Origin of the sequence: Kitasatospora sp. NPDC059408 (assembly GCF_042751525.1) — a bacterium.
In the GTDB taxonomy this organism is placed as follows: Bacteria; Actinomycetota; Actinomycetes; order Streptomycetales; family Streptomycetaceae; genus Kitasatospora.
The window spans coordinates 52238-71241 of the sequence record NZ_JBHYWI010000028.1 but is presented as its reverse complement, the minus strand read 5'-3'; the positions used below and the strand labels follow the sequence as shown (position 1 = coordinate 71241).

The following is a 19004-nucleotide window of genomic DNA, read 5'->3' as shown; positions in this document are numbered from 1 at the left end:
ATCAGTCCACCTCCTCAACCGTCACCAGGTGACGGACCGTGTGGGCCATCCCGCGGATCTCGGGACGGTCCTCCTTCACCACGACGTCGTGCATGCGCTTGAGACCAAGCGAACGCAGGGTGTCACGGTGATTCTGCTTGCTGCCGATGTACGACTTGGTCTGCGTGATCTTCAGGCGAGCCATCAGGCGCTCACCCCAGCAGCACGCGCCCGCAGCAGAGCGGCGGGGGCCACGTCCTCCAGCGGCAGGCCACGACGGGCGGCGATCTCCTCGGGGCGCACGAGGCCCTTCAGAGCAGCCACGGTGGCGTGCACGATGTTGATCGCGTTGTCCGAGCCGAGCGACTTCGACAGGATGTCGTGGATGCCGGCGCACTCCAGGACGGCGCGCACCGGACCACCGGCGATAACACCGGTACCGGGGGCGGCGGGCTTCAGGAGCACGACGCCGGCGGCCTTCTCACCCTGGATGGGGTGCGGGATGGTGCCCTGGATACGGGGGACCTTGAAGAAGTTCTTCTTGGCCTCCTCAACACCCTTGGCGATGGCGGCCGGAACCTCCTTCGCCTTCCCGTAACCAACACCCACGGTGCCGTCACCATCGCCCACCACGACCAGCGCGGTGAAGGAGAAGCGACGACCACCCTTGACAACCTTGGCGACACGGTTGATCGCGACAACGCGCTCGACGTAAGCGGTCTTCTCGACGGCGGGGGCGTTGCCCCGGTCGTCACGCTTACGGTCGCGCCGCTCGCCACCGCCGGTGCCACCGCCGGCGCCGCTACCGCGGCGCTGGGGTCCAGCCATTGGAATTACCTCTCTCGATTACGTCCGTCGACTGAGTCGACGAGCGGCTTAGAAGTCGAGCCCGGCCTCGCGGGCCGCGTCCGCCAGGGCGGCGATGCGGCCGGCGTACCGGTTGCCCGCGCGGTCGAAGACGACCGACTCGATGCCGGCGGCCTTGGCGCGCTCGGCGACCAGGCTCCCGACCTTCTTGGCCAGCTCGGTCTTGTCGCCCTCGGCGCCCTTGATGGACACGTCGAGGGTGGACGCCGACGCCAGGGTGTGACCCTTGGCGTCGTCGATGACCTGGGCGACCATGTGACGGTTCGAACGCGTCACGACGAGGCGCGGACGCACCTCGGTGCCGACGACGCGCTTGCGAACGCGGATCGCGCGGCGCTTGCGAGCGGCGCTCTTGTAGGCGTTGCCCTTGCCGATCTTGACAGAGACACTCATCGCTTACTTACCACTCTTTCCGACCTTGCGGCGGATGACCTCGCCCGCGTACTTGACACCCTTGGCCTTGTACGGGTCCGGCTTGCGCAGCTTGCGGATCTTCGCGGCGACCTCGCCGACCTTCTGCTTGTCGATGCCGTCCACGTGGAACTTGGTGGCCGACTCGACGACGAAGGAGATGCCCTCGGGGGCCTCGACCAGGATCGGGTGGCTGTAGCCCAGCTGGAACTCCATGTCGGAGCCCTTCGCCAGAACTCGGTAGCCGACACCGCTGATCTCCAGCGACTTGCGGTAGCCCGCGGTCACGCCGGTGATCATGTTCGCCACCAGCGTGCGGGAAAGACCGTGCAGGGCCTTCGACAGACGCTCGTCGTTGGGGCGGGTGACGAGCAGCGTGCCGTCCTCGCCCTTACCGATCTCGATCGGCGCGGCGACGACGTGAGTGAGGGAACCCTTGGGGCCCTTCACCGAGATCGCCTGGCCATCGATGGTGACGTCCACGCCAGCGGGGACCTGGATGGGCAGCCGTCCAATGCGCGACATTGCTGTACCTCCGTTTCCCGAATTACCAGACGTAGGCGAGAACTTCTCCGCCTACGCCCTTCTTGGCGGCCTGCTTGTCGGTGAGGAGACCCGAGGACGTGGAGATGATCGCCACGCCCAGGCCGCCGAGCACCTTCGGCAGGTTGGTGGACTTTGCGTAAACGCGCAGACCCGGCTTGCTGATGCGCTTGATGCCGGCAATGGAGCGCTCACGGTTGGGACCGAACTTGAGCTCGATGGTCAGCTTCTTGCCGACCTCGCCCTCGGCCGGCTCCTCAACCTTGTAGGAGGAGATGTACCCCTCCTGCTGCAGGATCTGGGCGACGTGCGCCTTGATCTTGCTCGCCGGCATCGCCACGGAGTCGTGGTACGCCGAGTTCGCGTTACGCAGACGAGTGAGCATGTCTGCGATGGGGTCGGTCATGGTCATGATGGCCTCAGGCCTCTCTCGCCGTGGTTTCTCCGCGCCAGGTCCCCCCGCCGCACTCCGAGGAGTGCGGCGGGGGCACAGACGCAGGGGACCTGCGGCGTCGTAAGACTGGGTGCGAGCCCTCCCAGAGAAGGGCCACGGGCATCCATGGGGAAGCCGTGGCAGGGGGCCCGACCCCACAACCTTACGGGAATCCGTACGGGAGCCCAAAACGGGCTGATGTGGGGCCGGGCACCTCTGCGTCGCTAGCGGTGCCTAAAGCTCTGGACTACCAGGAGCTCTTGGTCACGCCCGGCAGCTCGCCGCGGTGGGCCATCTCACGAAGGCACACACGGCAGAGGCCGAACTTGCGGTACACCGAGTGCGGACGGCCGCAGCGCTGGCACCGGGTGTAGGCCCGGACGCCGAACTTCGGCTTGCGCTCGGACTTCGCGATGAGGGACTTCTTCGCCATTGGCTCACGCCTCCTTGAACGGGAAGCCCAGAGCGCGCAGGAGCGCCCGGCCCTCGTCGTCGGTCTGAGCGGTGGTCACGACGGTGATGTCCATACCGCGCTGACGGTCGACCTTGTCCTGGTCGATCTCGTGGAACATGACCTGCTCGGTCAGACCGAACGTGTAGTTGCCACGGCCGTCGAACTGCTTCGGGGAGAGGCCACGGAAGTCACGGATACGCGGCAGGGCCAGCGACACCAGACGGTCCAGGAACTCCCACATGCGGTCACCGCGGAGGGTGACGTGGGTGCCGATCGGCTGGCCCTCGCGCAGCTTGAACTGCGCGATGGACTTACGGGCCTTGGTCACGGCCGGCTTCTGACCGGTGATCGCGGTCAGGTCGCGGATCGCGCCCTCGATCAGCTTGCTGTCACGGGCGGCCTCGCCGACACCCATGTTGACGACGACCTTGACCAGGCCGGGCGTCAGCATGACGTTCTCGTACGAGAACTGCTCCTGCAGCTGACCCTTGATCTCGGAGTTGTAACGCTCCTTGAGACGGGGGGTCACCTTCTCAACAGTCGTCTCAGACATCAGATGTCCTCACCGGTTCGCTTGGCAACGCGGATCTTGTTGCCCTCGTCATCGAAGCGGTAGCCAACGCGGGTGACGACCTTCTTGCCGTCCTTCTCCACGACCAGCTGGACGTTGGAGACGTGCACCGGGGCCTCGACGGTGACGATGCCACCCTGAGTGCCCGGGCCCGGCTTGGTGTGCTTCTTGACCCGGTTCACACCCTCGACCAGGACCTTGTTCTCGGCGGGCATGGCCTGGATGACCTTGCCCTGCTTGCCGCGGTCCTTGCCGGTGATGACCTGAACCAGGTCACCCTTCTTGATCTTCATGCTGTTCGCCATGGGTTAGAGCACCTCCGGCGCAAGCGAGATGATCTTCATGAACTTCTTGTCGCGCAGCTCGCGGCCCACCGGGCCGAAGATGCGGGTGCCACGGGGGTCACCCTCGGTGTTCTTGAGGACGACGGCGGCGTTCTCGTCGAACCGGATGTACGAACCGTCGGGACGACGGCGCGACTTCACGGTACGGACGACGACGCACTTGACGACGTCACCCTTCTTCACCGAACCGCCGGGGATCGCGTCCTTGACGGTCGCGACGATGACGTCCCCGATGCCGGCGTAGCGGCGACCGGAACCACCGAGAACGCGGATGCAAAGGATTTCCTTCGCGCCCGTGTTGTCGGCGACTCGCAGTCGCGACTCCTGCTGGATCACAGCTTTCTCCTGATCGTCAACGAGAGCTGACGGGCCGGCCGCTGCTCACACCAGCGCCCGCACGGGGCCTGGTGCACATACGGCCGTACCGCATCAACTTCGTTACTTGGCCTTCTCGAGGATCTCGACGACGCGCCAGCGCTTCGTCGCGGACAGCGGGCGGGTCTCCGCGAGGAGGACCCGGTCGCCGATGCCGCAGGCGTTCGCCTCGTCGTGCGCCTTCAGCTTGTTCGTACGGCGGATGACCTTGCCGTACAGAGCGTGCTTGACGCGGTCCTCGACGGCGACGACGACGGTCTTGTCCATCTTGTCGCTGACGACGAGACCCTCACGGGTCTTGCGGAAACCGCGCGTCTCGTTGGTGTTCTCAGTCATCAGGCGTTCTCCACCGTCTCGATGCCCAGCTCGCGCTCGCGCATCAGGGTGTAGATCCGCGCGATGTCCTTACGGACGAGCTTGAGCCGTCCGTGGTTGTCGAGCTGCCCGGTCGCCGCCTGGAAGCGGAGGTTGAACAGCTCCTCCTTGGCCTCACGGAGCTTGGCAACGAGACCCTCGTTGTCCAGCTCGCGGAGGTCAGCAGCCTTGGTGCCGGCCGACATCAGCTCTCACCTGCCTCGCGCCGGATGATCCGGCACTTCATCGGGAGCTTGTGAGCAGCGCGGGTCAGCGCCTCACGAGCCACCTTCTCGTTGGGGTACGACAGCTCGAACATGACCCGACCCGGGTGCACGTTCGCGATCCACCACTCGGGCGAACCCTTACCGGAACCCATGCGGGTCTCGGCCGGCTTCTTGGTGAGCGGACGGTCCGGGTAGATGTTGATCCAGACCTTGCCGCCACGCTTGATGTGACGGGTGACGGCGATACGAGCGGACTCGATCTGCCGGTTCGTCACGTAGGCCGGGGTGACGGCCTGGATGCCGTACTCGCCGAACGCGAGCTCGGTGCCACCCTTGGCAGCGCCGCGGCGCTTGGGGTGGTGCTGCTTGCGGTGCTTGACCCGACGGGGGATCAGCATGACGGTCAGGCCTCCGTTCCGGTGTTCTCGGCAGCCGGAGCCTCGGCGGCCGCGGCCGCGGGGGCCTCGGCAGCGGCGGGGCGACGGCCACGGCCACCGCGCTCGCCACCACGGCGCTCGCCACCGCGGGCGGGACGACCACCCTCGGGACGGGCCGGGCGGTTGCCCGAGCGGGCAGCGGCGTTCTCAGCGCGGACCTCGGCGATGTTCTTGACGTCGCCCTTGTAGATCCAGACCTTCACACCGATGCGGCCGAAGGTCGTCTTGGCCTCGAAGAAGCCGTAGTCGACGTTCGCGCGCAGGGTGTGCAGCGGCACACGGCCCTCGCGGTAGAACTCCGAACGGCTCATCTCGGCGCCGCCGAGACGACCGGAGCACTGGACCTTGATGCCCTTGGCGCCGGACTTCATGGTGCCCTGCATCGACTTGCGCATGGCACGGCGGAAGGAGACGCGGGAGGACAGCTGCTCCGCGACGCCCTGAGCCACGAGCTGGGCGTCCAGCTCGGGGTTCTTGACCTCAAGGATGTTCAGCTGGACCTGCTTGCCGGTCAGCTTCTCGAGGTCGCCGCGGATGCGGTCGGCCTCGGTGCCACGGCGGCCGATGACGATGCCGGGGCGAGCGGTGTGGATGTCAACGCGGACGCGGTCGCGGGTGCGCTCGATCTCGACCTTGGAGATGCCGGCGCGCTCCATGCCCTTCGTCATCATGCGACGAATGGCGACGTCTTCCTTGACGTAGTCCTTGTACAGCTTGTCGGCGTACCAGCGGGACTTGAAGTCCGTGCTGATGCCGAGGCGGAACCCGTGCGGGTTAACCTTCTGGCCCATTACCGGGTCCCTTCCTTGCTGCTGACGACCACGGTGATGTGGCTGGTCCGCTTGCGGATCCGGTAGGCACGACCCTGCGCACGCGGACGGAACCGCTTCAGGGTCGGGCCCTCGTCAACGTACGCCTCGCTGATGACGAGGTCGTCCACGTTGGAGTGGTTGTAGTTGTGCGCGGCGTTGGCAATGGCGCTGTCGAGCACCTTGCCGACGGGCACGGTGGCGGCCTGCGGAGCGAAACGCAGGACGGCCTGGGCCTCCGTGGCCGGCAGGCCACGGATGAGGTCCACCACGCGGCGGGCCTTCATGGGCGTGACGCGGATGTACCGCGCCTGGGCCCTGGCTTCCATGGTTGTCCCCTTGCTGGTGTAAGTCATTGAGTCGGTAATCTCGCTGGCGACTAGCGACGCTTCGACTTGCGGTCGTCCTTGACGTGACCGCGGAAGGTACGCGTCGGCGCGAACTCGCCGAGCTTGTGGCCGACCATCGACTCGGTGACGAACACCGGGACGTGCTTACGGCCATCGTGCACCGCGATCGTGTGGCCGAGCATGGCCGGGAAGATCACGGAGCGACGGGACCAGGTCTTGATGACGTTCTGGGTACCCGCCTCGTTCTGCGCGTCCACCTTCTTGAGAAGGTGGCCGTCGATGAAGGGGCCCTTCTTGAGACTGCGCGGCATCTGACCTGCTCCTAGCGCTTCTTGTTGGTCTTGCGGCGGCGCACGATGAGGGCGTTCGAAGCCTTCTTCGGGCTACGAGTGCGACCCTCCTTCTGGCCCCACGGCGAGACCGGGTGGCGGCCACCAGAGGTCTTACCCTCACCACCACCGTGCGGGTGGTCGATCGGGTTCATGGCGACACCACGCACGGTCGGGCGGACGCCCTTCCAGCGCATACGGCCGGCCTTGCCCCAGTTGATGTTCGACTGCTCGGCGTTGCCGACCTCGCCGACGGTGGCGCGGCAGCGCGCGTCGACCAGGCGGATCTCGCCGGAGGGCATGCGCAGGTGCGCCATCTTGCCCTCACGCGCGAGCAGCTGGATGCCGGCACCGGCGGAGCGGGCCATCTTGGCACCGCCACCGGGACGCAGCTCCACCGCGTGGATGGTGGTACCGACCGGGATGTTGCGAAGCGGCAGGTTGTTGCCCGGCTTGATGTCGGCGCCAGCGCCGTTCTCGATCCGGTCACCCTGCGCGATGCCGCGCGGCGCGATGATGTAGCGCTTCTCGCCGTCCGCGTAGTGCAGGAGCGCGATGCGCGCGGTGCGGTTCGGGTCGTACTCGATGTGCGCGACCTTGGCCGGCACGCCGTCCTTGTCGTGACGACGGAAGTCGATCACGCGGTAGGCGCGCTTGTGACCGCCACCCTGGTGGCGAACGGTGATCCGACCGGCGTTGTTACGGCCGCCCTTGCTGTGCAGGGGGCGAACCAGCGACTTCTCCGGCGTGGACCGCGTGATCTCTACGAAGTCGGCCACGCTGGAGCCACGACGGCCCGGCGTAGTCGGCTTGTACTTGCGGATGCCCATTTGGCTCTCTCGTCCTCGTCCTTATCGACGATCACGATCTCCGTTAGGAGACCGGACCACCGAAGATGTCGATGCGGTTGCCCTCAGCCAGCGTCACGATGGCGCGCTTGGTGTCCTTGCGCTTGCCAAAGCCCGTCTTGGAGCGCTTGCGCTTGCCCTGACGGTTGAGCGTGTTGACGGACTCGACCTTGACCGAGAAGACCGCCTCGACGGCCTGCTTGATCTGGGTCTTGTTGGCACCGGGCGACACGACGAACGTGTACTTGTTCTCGTCGAGGAGCGAGTAGCTCTTCTCCGAGATGACCGGCTTCACCAGGACGTCACGGGGGTCCGTGAACGTCTTGCTCGTGATCTCTGCAGCCATCAGGCGGCGCTCCCTTCGAGCTCGCCCTCAGCAGCCACGGCCTTGGCGGACGCGGCGGGACCCGCCACGAAACGCTCGAAGGCGGCCTGGGTGAAGACCACGTCGTCGGAGACGAGCACGTCGTAGGTGTTCAGCTGACCGGCGTCCAGGATGTGCACGTGCGGCAGGTTCCGGGCGCTCTTCAGACCCAGCTCGTCGGCACGCTCGACGACGAGGAGGATGTTCTTGCGCTCGGTGATCTTGCCGAACAGACCCTTGGCGGCCTTGGTCGACGGCGCCTCGGTCGCGACCACGTCGGTGACGACGTGGATGCGGTTGTGGCGGGCCCGGTCGGTGAGCGCACCGCGCAGGGCGGCGGCGATCATCTTCTTCGGGGTCCGCTGCGAGTAGTCGCGCGGCACGGGACCGTGCACGACGCCACCGCCGGCGAACTGCGGGGCGCGGGTCGAGCCCTGACGGGCGCGGCCGGTGCCCTTCTGGCGGTACGGCTTCTTGCCGCCACCGCGGACCTCGGCACGAGTCTTGGTCTTGTGGGTGCCCTGACGGGCCGCAGCGAGCTGCGCCACGACGACCTGGTGCATCAGCGGAACGCTGACCTTCGCGTCGAAGATCTCGGCCGGCAGCTCGAGGCTGCCGGTCTTGTCGCCCGAGGGCGACAGGATGTCAATGGTGCTCATATCCTCACAGCCCCTTCGCCGCGGTGCGGACGAGGACGAGGCCGCCGTTCGGGCCCGGGATTGCGCCCTTGATCAGGAGCAGCCCCTTCTCCGCGTCAACGGCATGGATGGTCAGGTTCTGGGTGGTCACACGCTCGTGGCCCATCCGGCCGGCCATCCTCACGCCCTTGAACACGCGACCCGGGGTGGCGCAGCCACCGATCGAGCCGGGCGAGCGGTGCTTGCGCTGCACACCGTGACCGGCGCCGAGGCCCCGGAAGTTGTGGCGCTTCATGACACCGGCGAAGCCCTTGCCCTTGGAGGTGCCGGTCACGTCGACCTTGACACCCGCCTCGAACAGCTCCGCGGTGATCTCCTGGCCGAGGGTGTACTCGGAGGCGTCCGCGGTACGGAGCTCGACCAGGTGGCGGCGGGGGGTGACACCGGCCTTGGCGAAGTGACCCGCGAGGGGCTTGTTCACCTTGCGCGGGTCGATCTCGCCGAAGCCGATCTGGACGGCGTCGTAGCCGGCCGGGCTGTCGGCGGTGTGGACCTGGGTCACGACATTGGGCCCAGCCTTGACGACGGTCACCGGAACGATCCGGTTGTTCTCGTCCCAGACCTGGGTCATGCCGAGCTTCTCGCCCAGGATGCCCTTAATCTGCTTAGCCATCTTCGGTGCGCCTCTCAGAGCTTGATCTCGATGTCGACGCCCGCCGGCAGGTCGAGACGCATGAGCGAGTCAACCGTCTTCGGCGTGGGGTCGAGGATGTCGATCAGACGCTTGTGAGTGCGCATCTCGAAGTGCTCGCGCGAGTCCTTGTACTTGTGCGGCGAGCGGATGACGCAGTACACGTTCTTCTCAGTGGGCAGCGGCACCGGGCCCGCGACCTGCGCACCAGTACGAATCACCGTCTCGACGATCTTCTTCGCCGAGGAGTCGATGACCTCGTGGTCGTAGGCCTTGAGCCGGATGCGGATCTTCTGTCCCGCCATGGCTACTCAGTAGTCCTTTGTCCTTAGTTGCCGCACGACTCCCTCTCCGACCCCCGCGCTCGGGCGTGTCGCACTCGCGCTTGCAAAAAACCGGCGAAGAACTCGTCGGTTTCAAGATTTCGGGGTGGGGGAGCCGGGCCGAGACCCCGCTCACGCTTCCCGGAAGATTCCCGTACTTTCGCCCCGCAGCTGCCGTGGCGTAGAACTCACGCTTGACGGCCATCACGGGAACGACGAGTACCTGGGACTCGCTTCCGGTCCTCCCGGCGGGAGGCGCGCAGCATCGGCACTCAACCGAGCAACTTGGACATACTGCCACATGGAGCAGCCCGGATGCCAATCGGGGCCGGTGAGGTGTACCTCACCGGCCCCGATCGTCACCCGTTGGGGGTCAGTCCTTCGGCGGGCGGCCGCACACGACGTCGTACTCCTTCGAGGTCGCGTTGGCGCAGTAGAGCTTCTTCTGATCCGGCCCGAAGGTGTACTCGGACAGGTTCATGTTGATCGGGTTGCAGGCCTGCTTCCCGTTGTACGGCGAGTACTTGGGGCACTTCCCGTTGTCCAGCTGCTGCAGGTGGGCACGCAGCGCGTCCAGGCCCATGTCCTCGACGCCCGGGTTGGTGGACGGCATGAAGCGGTTGGCCGACCACGAGCCGCCCATGGTGGCGAACAGGGCGATCGCGCAGATCAGGCCGGCGGCCAGCTGGGACAGCACGCGCGGCGAGATCCGGGCGGCCCGGGCCGGGGCGACCTCCTCCAGCGTGCCGCGGATCCAGCCGAAGACGCGCTCGTACGTGAGCATCACACCGAGGACGGCCAGGATGATCAGGCAGTAGAAGATGATCCAGGTGGTGCGCGGGTACAGCTGGACGGCCTGGGTGTGCTCCATGTGGGAGGCGAACCAGAAGCGCAGCAGCCAGGCGCCGGCGAGCACGAAGCCCGCGGTGCGGACCACGACGTTGCGCAGGCCGAGGCCCACGCCGATGCCCACGCCCAGGAGCAGCAGGACGCCGAAACCGGTCTGGCCGGCCAGCTCGCCCGATGCCGGGTAGTCGTGGTAGGTCAGGTCTCCGGCGCGGTCGGAGGCCCAGCCCATGACGTACGCCGGGTCGATGTAGGTGTTGATGTACGCGTAGCGGTCCATCGTCGTGGCGCCCAGGCGGACCAGCTGGTACAGCAGCGGCGCGCCGATCACGGCGGCGGTGACCAGCAGGGTGGCGAGGAACACGAGCGCGCGCTTGATCGCGACCCGGCCCCGCCGCCACGGGAACAGCATCAGGCCGAGGATGAACGAGCCGGGCGCGGCCCACAGGTACCAGCCCGAGTACCAGAGGAACATCACGCCGAACGCGGCGCCGAAGCCGAGGCCGCGCAGCACCGCGGAACGGACCGAGAGCTCGTCGGCGCGGCGGATCTCACGGAAGCAGGCCGCCAGCAGCGGCAGCAGCACCAGCATCGAGCCGTGGCTGTACGGGCGGATCGGGTCGAGGAAGACGATCGAGGTCGGCACGGCGACGGCCATCGCCCAGAACGGGCGCAGCAGCATCCGCCACGAGAGGTAGGCCATCGGCCCGACCAGCGCGCTGAGGATCAGCTGCAGGTCCTTGAGCGCGTGGCCCACGCCGGCGACGCCGTGGTGGAAGAGCTTGGCCCAGACCGCGAGCAAGGCGGGGAACAGCGGGGGGTAGACCCCCGGCAGGCCCTTGCCGCGCATCATGTCGTTGGCCATGCCCATGAGGTTGCCGGGGTCGCCCTCCTGGCCGCCCAGGCCCCACGGGGTGCCGTGCAGCGCGACCACGATGCCGCCGGCGACGACACCGGTGCCGAGGCCCGCGACGGCCGCGCACGCCAGGCGCTGCGCGACCTGGTAGTAGCGCAGCGTGCCGCGGTAGGCGAGGAACAGCAGCACCGCGAGGACGGGGATGCCGAGCAGCGCCGCGTACTGCTGGATCTTGGCGAGGCCGCTGACCTGGCCGATCCGGGTGACGGGATTGACGCTGATGTGCGTGCACAGCAGCATGAACCCGAGGGCGACGACGACGCTGACCACGCCCTCCCCCAGCGGGAGGAACCAGCGCTTCTCGGTCCAGCGCTCGAAGCGGCCGCCCGCCCGGGCCGTCGTCGTCTCTCCGGACGACGCGCCTCTGGCGCCGCCGGGCGTGCTGGAGGGGGCGCCGACGACGTCCGGTGCCAAATCCGTCATGTCAATTCGCTTCCGTGAAGCGGCACTCTGCCGCAGGTCGGGCCGGCTCGCCGGGCGAGCGGGGTCGGCGGGCGCCGGCCGGGGGCACCCGGTCGCCACGGAACGTCCCCGGAAAGCCGACGGGACGTCCACGCCCGACACGCTAGCAAGCCGATGCCGGGCCCCACCCGTTCGGTCACGGGGTACGGGCCCGGCGGTCACGCGCCGTGATCAGCTACGGCCGGCCAGTTCGCGGCGCGGTGCCGCGGCCTTCTTGGTGGCCGGCTGGATCAGCTTGAGGTGCTTGGGCATCCGGCGGATCATCGCCAGCAGCAGGACCAGGCCGGCCCGGGCGAGGTAGATCGTCGCCTTGATCGGGGAGGCGCTGGGCGTGCCGGTGGTCCGCTCGCGCATCGCGACCGGCACCTGCCGGATCACGAAGCCGCAGCGGGCGGCGCCGACCATGCTCTCGATCGTGTCGCCCAGGTACTCGACCGGGTACCACTGGGAGAAGAACTCGATCATCGGCTTGTTGCAGGCCTTGAAGCCCGAGGTGGTGTCGGTGAGCCGCGTGCGGGCGACCCGGGACAGCACCACGGAGAGCAGCTTCATCGCCCAGGAGCGCGGGCCGCGCACCTTGTACGAGCCCTCGCCGGCGAAGCGGGCCCCGATGACCAGGTCCGCCTCGTCCAGCTTGGCGATCAGCGTCGGCACGTACGACGGGTCGTGCTGGCCGTCGGCGTCGCACTGCAGCGCGATGTCGTAGTCGTGCAGGTGCGCGTAGCGGTAGCCGAAGCGCATCGCGCCGCCGACGCCCAGGTTGTAGGGCAGCTGGGCGACCTTGGAGCCGTGCGCGGCGGCGACGGCCGCGGTGTCGTCCACCGAGCCGTCGTCGACGACCAGGGTGTCGACGCCGGGCAGCTTCTGCTGGATCTCCCGCAGGATCTTGGGCAGCCCCTCGGCCTCGTTCCAGGCCGGGAGGATGATCAGTACCCGCTTGCCGTCGATCATGCCGTCACCCCGGGGTCGTTCGCCTTGGCGGCGTCGTTGTTGCTGCGCGCGATCGGGTAGTCGTGGTGCTCGGCCAGGTACGCGCGCATCATCGCGACGTCCTCGGCCAGCGTGCGGGTCTCGGCCTCCAGCCGGGAGGCCTCCCAGCTCAGGTGCAGCGAGACCATCAGCACCAGGATGAAGCCCGCGAACAGGACCAGGCTGACGCCGGAGGCGATGCCGAGCCGGCGGGCGGTGGAGTCCAGGATCGTCGGGAAGAACCCGAGCGGCGCGACGACGACGCCGATCGCGAGCCAGATCGCCGCGTACTTCTCCCGGAGCTGCTGTCGGCGCAGCAGCTCCAGGATGTAGACGAGCACCAGCACGCCGGTGATCGAAGTGATGACGGTGAGATGCACGACGGGGAGCGCCTTTCAGCGGCTGTGTGGCGTGGCCAGAGTAATGACAGTTTAAAAGGCGCGGCGGAACGGACTGCCGCCGCCGGTTGTACGGGGCCCGCGCAGATGGTGTCAGACTTCTGACGACTGACGCGCCGCCATGGTTGCACCCGGTTCCACGGCGGTCGCGGCCGGAGCCGTCAGGGACCGCGCGAGCGCCCACAGCATGGCAGCAGCGCTCACCGCGGCACCAGCCAGGTAGGCCAGTTCGACGCGGGTCGCGATCGCCCCCGGCACCGCGGTGACGGCGACGAGCACCACCGTGCCGGCCAGCCAGGACAGCAGCTGCCGCTGGTGGCGGCCGAGCGAGAGCAGCGCCTGGCCGAAGACGGTCGCGAGCATGTAGCAGAGCGTGCCGAGCGACAGCCACAGGAAGTCGGCCGAGCCGAGCACGTCCTGCGCCTTGAAGAACAGCCGGATCGCCCACGGGCCGAGGATCACCGTCGGCACGCCGGCCGCGGTGCACATCAGGGCGACGATGCCGCCGGTGCGCAGCAGGACCTTGCGGAACTCCCCGTGGTTGCCGGCCGCCGCGGCGCCGGACAGCGAGGAGACCAGCGAGGCCTGGATGGCCGCGTACGCGAAGAGCGGCACCCGGGCCAGCACCACCGCGTTGAGCAGCGCGGCGATCAGCGCCTTGGAGGAGGGCGAGAGCACGCCCACGCTCACCACCGCGGCGTTGACCATGAGCTGCGCGAGCAGCGTCGAGCCGGTCAGCAGGCCGAGCCCGGTGACGACGTCGCGCCAGGCCGGGGCCGGGCCGCCGCGCCGGTCGGCGAGCACCGAGCGCATCCCGATCACCGAGGCGGCGAGCGGGGCCACGACGAGGATCAGGCTGAACGCGAACGCCGAGTGCACGCCGAACAGCGGGATCAGCGCGGCCAGGCCGATCCGCAGACCGCCGTCGACGCCCAGCTGGAGGCCGTAGGAGCCGAACCGGCCGAGGCCGGCCAGCGCGCCGCGGGCCACCGAGCTGACGGCCAGGCCGACCAGGGCGCCGCCCATGCCGGCCACCAGGCCGATGTCGCCGGAGAAGAAGCGGTCCGCGATCGGGCGGGCCGCCACCGCGACGCCGGCCAGCACGACGGCCAGCACGGCGGCGGTGGCCAGCAGCACCCGGCGGATGGCCGGGCCGGGGCCGTGGCCGGCCACGTCGCGGGCGGCCACCAGCCGGTTCAGCTCCAGCTCGACCGGCGAGAACAGGCCGTACCCGACCGACATGACCAGCGTCCACAGCATGGAGACGCCGGCCACCTGCGTGGTGTCCAGGCCGTGCCCGGCGAGCGCCAGGAAGATGTACGAGGAGGCACCGAGCACGACGGTGCCCCCCGCGACGAGCCGCACGCCGGGGGGCAGCGCCCCCAGCAGCCTGGCCACCGGGTTCGTCATCGCAGCGCGGCCTTGGCCTTCAGCGGCTCCCACCAGGCGCGGTTCTCGCGGTACCAGGCGATGGTGGCCGCGAGGCCGTCCTCGAAGCGGACCTGCGGGGCGTAGCCGAGCTCCTCGCTGATCTTGGTGATGTCCAGCGAGTAGCGCAGGTCGTGGCCCTTGCGGTCGGCGACCGGCTCCACGGACGACCAGTCGGCGCCCGCGGCCTGGAGCAGCAGCTCGGTGAGCTCCTTGTTGGTCAGCTCGGTGCCGCCGCCGATGTTGTAGACCTCGCCGGCGCGGCCCTTGCGCATGGCGAGCTCGATGCCGCGGCAGTGGTCGGAGACGTGCAGCCAGTCGCGGATGTTGCCGCCGGTGCCGTACAGCGGCACCTTCTTGCCGTCCAGCAGGTTCGTGGTGAACAGCGGGATGACCTTCTCCGGGAACTGGTAGTGCCCGTAGTTGTTGGAGCAGCGGGTGACCACCACGTCCATGCCGTGGGTGCGGTGGTAGGCGAGCGCCAGCAGGTCGGAACCGGCCTTGGAGGCGGAGTACGGGGAGTTCGGGGCGAGCGGCCACTCCTCGGTCCACGAGCCCTCGGAGATCGAGCCGTACACCTCGTCGGTGGAGACGTGGACGAAGCGGGCGACGCCGTGCTTGCGGGCCGCGTCCAGCAGCACCTGGGTGCCGAGGACGTTGGTCACCACGAACGGGCCGGCGCCCTCGATCGAGCGGTCGACGTGCGACTCGGCCGCGAAGTGCACGACCACGTCGTGTCCGGGCATCACCTGGTCGACGGCGTCGGCGTCGCAGATGTCGCCGCGCACGAAGGCGTAGCCGCTGTGGTCGGCGACCGGGGCCAGGTTGGCCTCGACGCCCGAGTAGGTGAGCTTGTCGAAGACGGTGATCTGATCCGTTGCGTCGGCGCCGAGCAGCTGGCGGACGAACTCTGAACCGATGAAGCCGGCGCCGCCGGTGACGAGGATGCGCATAGTGCGGGCAGTCTACCGGGGTGAATCGAACCCCGGACCCCGGGCCGACGGGGGCTTCCGGAGCGCCCCCGGACCTCACATAAGCTGCTCGGCATGCGTGGAATCCTCTTGGCCGGCGGCACCGGCTCCCGACTCTGGCCGCTGACCCGGGCTGTCTCGAAGCAGCTCCTCCCGGTCTTCGACAAGCCGATGATCTACTACCCGCTGTCGACCCTGGTCATGGCGGGGATCAGCGAGATCCTGATCATTACCACCCCCCAGGACCAGGAGCAGTTCCAGCGCCTGCTCGGCGACGGCTCCCAGTTCGGCCTGAAGCTGGAGTACGCCGTCCAGGAGAAGCCCGAGGGCATCGCCCAGGCCTTCGTCCTCGGCGCCGACTTCATCGGCGACGAGCCGGTCGCGCTGATCCTGGGCGACAACATCTTCCACGGCAGCGGCCTCGGCACCCGGCTCGCCCAGCGCACCGACCCCAAGGGCGGCATGGTCTTCGCCTACCCGGTCGCCGACCCGACCGCCTACGGCGTCGTCGAGTTCGACGACAACGGCCAGGTCATCTCCATCGAGGAGAAGCCGGACGCCCCGAAGTCCCGCTACGCCGTGCCCGGCCTCTACTTCTACGACAACCGCGTCGTGGAGATCTCCCGCGGCCTGACCCCGAGCGCCCGCGGCGAGCTGGAGATCACCGCCGTCAACGAGGAGTACCTCAAGCTCGGCGAACTTCACGTCACCGTCCTCGACCGCGGCACCGCCTGGCTGGACACCGGCACGTTCGTCTCGATGGTCCAGGCCTCGGAGTTCGTCCGGGTCATCGAGGAGCGCCAGGGCTTCAAGATCGGCTGCATCGAGGAGGCCGCCTGGCGGGCCGGCCTGATCGACGCCGAGCAGCTGCGCGAGCTGGCCGAGCCGCTGCGCAAGAGCGGCTACGGCGACTACCTGGTCGCTCTGCTCGACGAGGAGGCGGCCAAGTGAAGTTCCGCGAACTGTCCATCCCCGGCGCCTTCGAGGTCACCCCGCAGCAGCACGGCGACCCGCGCGGCCTGTTCATGGAGTGGTACCGCTTCGACCGCCTGGAGGAGGTCGTCGGCCACCCGCTGCGGCTCGCCCAGGGCAACCTGTCGGTGTCGGCCAAGGACGTCGTGCGCGGCATCCACTTCGCCGACGTCCCGCCCGGCCAGGCCAAGTACGTCAGCTGCGTGCGCGGCGCCGTCCTGGACGTGGTCGTCGACCTGCGGGTGGGCTCCCCCGCCTTCGGGAAGTGGGAGTTCGTCCGCCTCGACGACACCGAGCGCAAGTCCGTCTACATCCCCGAGGGCGTCGGCCACGGCTTCTGCGCGCTGACCGACGACGCCACCCTGTCGTACGTCTGCTCCGAGACGTACAACCCGACCGGCGAGCACGCGGTGCACCCGCTCGACCCTGACCTCGGCATCGAGTGGCCCGCCGACGCCCCCCAGCTGTCGGCCCGCGACGCGGCCGCGCCCACGCTCGCCGAGGCGATCGCGAGCGGCCTGCTGCCGGACTACCGGCAGTGCCTGGCGTACACCGAGGGCCTGCGCACCAACTGAACCGACCGGTGCCCGGACCGGCCGCCCGCAGCGGCCCCGGTCCGGGCATCGCCGTCGGCGGGGGGCCGCGCGGGGCTCAGTATGATGGGCCCGCCGCGGGGTCGTGCTCCCGCCCGCAGGCCCCGAACCCGACCACCGGATGTGCCTCCACCATGACCACTCTGGAAATCCTGCTTCCGTACTACGGCGACGTCGCACTGATGCAGGAGGCGGTCCGCAGCGTCCTGGCCCAGACCGACCCGGACTGGCGGCTGACCGTCGTGGACGACGGCAAGGAGCCCGGGGTCCCGGAGTGGTTCGCGGAGCTCGGCGACCCGCGGGTGCGGTACTTCCGCAACGAGCAGAACCTCGGCGTCACCGGCAACTACCGCAAGTGCCTGGGCATGGCCGAGCACGAGCACATGATGTTCATGGGCACCGACGACGTGATGCTGCCCAACTACGTGGCCACGATCCGCTCGATCCTCGCCCAGCACCCCGGCGTCGCGATGATCCAGCCCGGCGTCCAGGTCATCGGCGGCGACGGCCGGCCGAGCACCTCGCTCGCCGACGAGTCCAAGCGCCGCATCTACGCGCCCAAGGCGCAGGGCCGCGTCCTGATGGACGGCGAGGAGCTCGCCGTCAGCCTGCTCAAGGGCAACTGGCTCTACTTCCCGTCCATCTGCTGGCGCACCGAGGCCGTGCGGACCACCGGCTTCCGCGACAACCTGGAGATCATCCAGGACCTCGCCCTGGTCATCGACCTCCTCCAGGCCGGCGAGCAGATGGTCATCGACGACGTCCGCGCCTTCCAGTACCGCCGGCACGCCGTCAGCATCTCCTCCTCGTCCGCGTTCAGCGGCACCCGCTTCACCGAGGCCCGGCGCTACTTCCTCGACGCCGCCGACCGCCTCGACGCGCAGGGCTGGCCGCGGGCGGCGCGCGCCGCCCGGATCCACCTGTCCGCCCGCATCCACGCCCTCACCCTGGTCCCGGGCGCGATGCGCGCCGGCCAGTGGGACGGTGCGAAGGCCCTGCTGCGCAACGCCACCAGCACGGCCCGCCGTCCCCGCTGACCCACGAACCCCCTGGAGTCCCCGCAATGACCGCTCCGCACACGGCACCGGCCCGGGTGGCCGTCCTCGGTGGCACCGGCTTCATCGGCCGGGTGCTCGGCGCCCGCCTCCTGGCGCAGGGCGCCGAGGTCCTCAGCCTCGCCCGCAAGGCCCCGGCCGAGCCGGCGCCCGGCCGGTTCGTCGCCTTCGACCTCTCCAACGGCGACCCCGCCGAGCTCACCGCACTGCTCGACCGCGAGCGGATCGACACCGTCGTCAACGCGGCCGGCGGCATGTGGGGCCTGAACGACGAGCAGATGTACCAGGCCAACGTCGTCCTCACCGAGCGGCTGATCGAGGCCGTCGCCGCCATGGCCTCCCCCGCCCGCCTGGTCCACCTCGGCACCGTCCACGAGTACGGCATGGCCCCGGTCGGCACCAGCCAGCGCGAGAGCGACCCGGCCGCCCCGGTCATGGAGTACGGCAAGCTCAAGCTCGCCGCCACCGAGGCCGTCGTGCGCGCCGTCGAGGCCGGCCGGATCTCCGGCGTCGTGCTGCGGCTCGGCAACGTCGTCGGCGCCGGCCAGCCCGGCCACAGCCTGCTCGGCGTCATGGCCGCCAAGCTCGACGCCGCCCGCGCGGCCGGCGAGACCGCGCAGCTCTCGCTGCAGCCGCTCACCGCCCTGCGCGACTTCGTCGACCTCACCGACACCCTCGACGCCGTCCTGCTGGCCGCCGCCGACCGCTCGGCCCCGCCGGTCGTCAACGTCGGCACCGGCTCCGCCTCCACCGCCCGCCACCTGGTCGAGCTCCTGATCGAGGAGAGCGGCGTGCCCACCGAGATCACCGAGGTCCCGGCCCCCGACGGCACCGGCCCGGAGACCGAGTGGCAGCAGCTCGACGTCACCGTCGCCCGCGACAGCCTCGGCTGGACCCCCCGCCGCACCCTGCGCGAGGCCGTCCGCGAGCTGTGGACCGCCCAGAGCACCGCGCCGGTCGCATAACGGCCGACCCGTCGTCCCGCGGCGCCCCGCGCACCGCGGCCGGCGCCCCCCCCCCCCCCCCCCCCCCCCCCCCCCCCCCCCC

At 69.2% G+C, this 19004-nt stretch carries 30 protein-coding genes (1 of these 30 cut by a window edge); 5 read left to right on the top strand and 25 right to left on the bottom strand.

The window, feature by feature from the left end; genetic code table 11:
* Nucleotide 1 precedes the first annotated feature (1 nt).
* From rpmD to rfbB, 25 genes are all read right to left on the bottom strand, one after another.
* On the bottom strand, nt 2-184 hold the full coding sequence (gene rpmD / locus ACFXDE_RS20280) for a 50S ribosomal protein L30 (protein WP_030055835.1): 183 nt from the start codon (nt 182-184) through the stop codon (nt 2-4).
* The gene (rpsE, locus tag ACFXDE_RS20275) at nt 184-807 is read right to left on the bottom strand and encodes a 30S ribosomal protein S5 (RefSeq protein WP_030055834.1); all 624 of its coding nucleotides are present in this window, start codon (nt 805-807) and stop codon (nt 184-186) included. The genes rpmD and rpsE overlap by 1 nt, the downstream gene beginning before the upstream one ends.
* A 48-nt stretch (nt 808-855) precedes the next feature.
* Complete coding sequence (gene rplR / locus ACFXDE_RS20270; protein ID WP_030280785.1) at nt 856-1239, bottom strand: 50S ribosomal protein L18; 384 nt, start codon at nt 1237-1239, stop codon at nt 856-858.
* Between the two features lie 3 nt (nt 1240-1242).
* Nucleotides 1243-1782, bottom strand: a complete 540-nt coding sequence (rplF, locus tag ACFXDE_RS20265) for a 50S ribosomal protein L6 (protein ID WP_380435917.1) — start codon at nt 1780-1782, stop codon at nt 1243-1245.
* A gap of 22 nt (nt 1783-1804) precedes the next feature.
* Nucleotides 1805-2212 carry a 30S ribosomal protein S8 gene (gene rpsH, locus ACFXDE_RS20260; RefSeq protein ID WP_030280781.1) on the bottom strand — a complete coding sequence of 136 codons (408 nt, stop codon included), beginning with the start codon at nt 2210-2212 and terminating at the stop codon, nt 1805-1807.
* Between the two features lie 268 nt (nt 2213-2480).
* Nucleotides 2481-2666 carry a type Z 30S ribosomal protein S14 gene (locus ACFXDE_RS20255; RefSeq protein ID WP_030055830.1) on the bottom strand — a complete coding sequence of 62 codons (186 nt, stop codon included), beginning with the start codon at nt 2664-2666 and terminating at the stop codon, nt 2481-2483.
* Nucleotides 2667-2670: 4 nt separating this feature from the next.
* Nucleotides 2671-3240 carry a 50S ribosomal protein L5 gene (rplE, locus tag ACFXDE_RS20250; RefSeq protein WP_030393302.1) on the bottom strand — a complete coding sequence of 190 codons (570 nt, stop codon included), beginning with the start codon at nt 3238-3240 and terminating at the stop codon, nt 2671-2673.
* Entirely contained in the window at nt 3240-3551 is a 312-nt protein-coding gene (gene rplX, locus ACFXDE_RS20245; RefSeq protein WP_030055828.1) for a 50S ribosomal protein L24, read from the bottom strand. The genes rplE and rplX overlap by 1 nt, the downstream gene beginning before the upstream one ends.
* Before the next feature lie 15 nt (nt 3552-3566).
* The gene (gene rplN, locus ACFXDE_RS20240) at nt 3567-3938 is read right to left on the bottom strand and encodes a 50S ribosomal protein L14 (protein ID WP_030055827.1); all 372 of its coding nucleotides are present in this window, start codon (nt 3936-3938) and stop codon (nt 3567-3569) included.
* Nucleotides 3939-4040: 102 nt separating this feature from the next.
* Complete coding sequence (gene rpsQ, locus ACFXDE_RS20235) at nt 4041-4313, bottom strand: 30S ribosomal protein S17 (protein WP_030055826.1); 273 nt, start codon at nt 4311-4313, stop codon at nt 4041-4043.
* Entirely contained in the window at nt 4313-4537 is a 225-nt protein-coding gene (rpmC, locus tag ACFXDE_RS20230; RefSeq protein ID WP_063348970.1) for a 50S ribosomal protein L29, read from the bottom strand. Before rpmC ends, rpsQ begins: the two co-directional genes overlap by 1 nt.
* Complete coding sequence (rplP, locus tag ACFXDE_RS20225) at nt 4537-4956, bottom strand: 50S ribosomal protein L16 (RefSeq protein WP_030055824.1); 420 nt, start codon at nt 4954-4956, stop codon at nt 4537-4539. Before rplP ends, rpmC begins: the two co-directional genes overlap by 1 nt.
* Before the next feature lie 5 nt (nt 4957-4961).
* Nucleotides 4962-5786, bottom strand: a complete 825-nt coding sequence (gene rpsC, locus ACFXDE_RS20220) for a 30S ribosomal protein S3 (RefSeq protein WP_188301636.1) — start codon at nt 5784-5786, stop codon at nt 4962-4964.
* Nucleotides 5786-6133 (bottom strand): 50S ribosomal protein L22, encoded by a 348-nt coding sequence (rplV, locus tag ACFXDE_RS20215; protein WP_030055822.1) that lies wholly within the window; start codon nt 6131-6133, stop codon nt 5786-5788. The genes rpsC and rplV overlap by 1 nt, the downstream gene beginning before the upstream one ends.
* A 50-nt stretch (nt 6134-6183) precedes the next feature.
* Nucleotides 6184-6465, bottom strand: coding sequence for a 30S ribosomal protein S19 (gene rpsS / locus ACFXDE_RS20210; RefSeq protein WP_030055821.1), 282 nt, complete (start codon nt 6463-6465; stop codon nt 6184-6186).
* Between the two features lie 11 nt (nt 6466-6476).
* Entirely contained in the window at nt 6477-7313 is an 837-nt protein-coding gene (rplB, locus tag ACFXDE_RS20205) for a 50S ribosomal protein L2 (RefSeq protein ID WP_063348968.1), read from the bottom strand.
* A gap of 43 nt (nt 7314-7356) precedes the next feature.
* Complete coding sequence (rplW, locus tag ACFXDE_RS20200) at nt 7357-7677, bottom strand: 50S ribosomal protein L23 (RefSeq protein WP_063348967.1); 321 nt, start codon at nt 7675-7677, stop codon at nt 7357-7359.
* Complete coding sequence (gene rplD / locus ACFXDE_RS20195) at nt 7677-8354, bottom strand: 50S ribosomal protein L4 (protein ID WP_380435914.1); 678 nt, start codon at nt 8352-8354, stop codon at nt 7677-7679. Before rplD ends, rplW begins: the two co-directional genes overlap by 1 nt.
* A gap of 4 nt (nt 8355-8358) precedes the next feature.
* On the bottom strand, nt 8359-9006 hold the full coding sequence (rplC, locus tag ACFXDE_RS20190) for a 50S ribosomal protein L3 (protein WP_380435912.1): 648 nt from the start codon (nt 9004-9006) through the stop codon (nt 8359-8361).
* Nucleotides 9007-9020: 14 nt separating this feature from the next.
* Nucleotides 9021-9329 carry a 30S ribosomal protein S10 gene (rpsJ, locus tag ACFXDE_RS20185; protein WP_012785157.1) on the bottom strand — a complete coding sequence of 103 codons (309 nt, stop codon included), beginning with the start codon at nt 9327-9329 and terminating at the stop codon, nt 9021-9023.
* Nucleotides 9330-9720: 391 nt separating this feature from the next.
* Complete coding sequence (locus tag ACFXDE_RS20180; RefSeq protein ID WP_380496048.1) at nt 9721-11532, bottom strand: hypothetical protein; 1812 nt, start codon at nt 11530-11532, stop codon at nt 9721-9723.
* A 210-nt stretch (nt 11533-11742) separates the two neighbouring features.
* A complete protein-coding gene (locus ACFXDE_RS20175; RefSeq protein ID WP_329927667.1) occupies nt 11743-12522 on the bottom strand; it encodes a glycosyltransferase family 2 protein in 780 nt (259 codons plus the stop codon).
* On the bottom strand, nt 12519-12920 hold the full coding sequence (locus ACFXDE_RS20170) for a DUF2304 domain-containing protein (protein WP_359962256.1): 402 nt from the start codon (nt 12918-12920) through the stop codon (nt 12519-12521). Before ACFXDE_RS20170 ends, ACFXDE_RS20175 begins: the two co-directional genes overlap by 4 nt.
* Before the next feature lie 111 nt (nt 12921-13031).
* On the bottom strand, nt 13032-14348 hold the full coding sequence (locus ACFXDE_RS20165) for a hypothetical protein (RefSeq protein ID WP_380435907.1): 1317 nt from the start codon (nt 14346-14348) through the stop codon (nt 13032-13034).
* Nucleotides 14345-15319: a dTDP-glucose 4,6-dehydratase gene (gene rfbB / locus ACFXDE_RS20160; RefSeq protein WP_380435905.1), complete on the bottom strand. Its 975-nt coding sequence runs from the start codon at nt 15317-15319 to the stop codon at nt 14345-14347. The genes ACFXDE_RS20165 and rfbB overlap by 4 nt, the downstream gene beginning before the upstream one ends.
* A gap of 93 nt (nt 15320-15412) precedes the next feature.
* On the opposite strand from rfbB, the gene rfbA reads away from it, so the two are divergent.
* From rfbA to ACFXDE_RS20135, 5 genes are all read left to right on the top strand, one after another.
* On the top strand, nt 15413-16288 hold the full coding sequence (gene rfbA / locus ACFXDE_RS20155; RefSeq protein WP_359962247.1) for a glucose-1-phosphate thymidylyltransferase RfbA: 876 nt from the start codon (nt 15413-15415) through the stop codon (nt 16286-16288).
* Nucleotides 16285-16884, top strand: a complete 600-nt coding sequence (gene rfbC, locus ACFXDE_RS20150; RefSeq protein ID WP_380496044.1) for a dTDP-4-dehydrorhamnose 3,5-epimerase — start codon at nt 16285-16287, stop codon at nt 16882-16884. Before rfbA ends, rfbC begins: the two co-directional genes overlap by 4 nt.
* 152 nt (nt 16885-17036) lie before the next feature.
* Nucleotides 17037-17939 (top strand): glycosyltransferase family 2 protein, encoded by a 903-nt coding sequence (locus ACFXDE_RS20145; protein ID WP_380496042.1) that lies wholly within the window; start codon nt 17037-17039, stop codon nt 17937-17939.
* A 26-nt stretch (nt 17940-17965) separates the two neighbouring features.
* A complete protein-coding gene (locus ACFXDE_RS20140; RefSeq protein ID WP_380435899.1) occupies nt 17966-18922 on the top strand; it encodes an NAD-dependent epimerase/dehydratase family protein in 957 nt (318 codons plus the stop codon).
* Nucleotides 18805-19004, top strand: partial view of an acyltransferase family protein gene (locus tag ACFXDE_RS20135; protein WP_380496040.1) — the 5' portion only. 1306 nt of this gene lie beyond the right edge of the window; the window shows 200 of its 1506 coding nt (coding positions 1-200); it begins with the start codon at nt 18805-18807; the stop codon falls past the right edge of the window. The genes ACFXDE_RS20140 and ACFXDE_RS20135 overlap by 118 nt, the downstream gene beginning before the upstream one ends.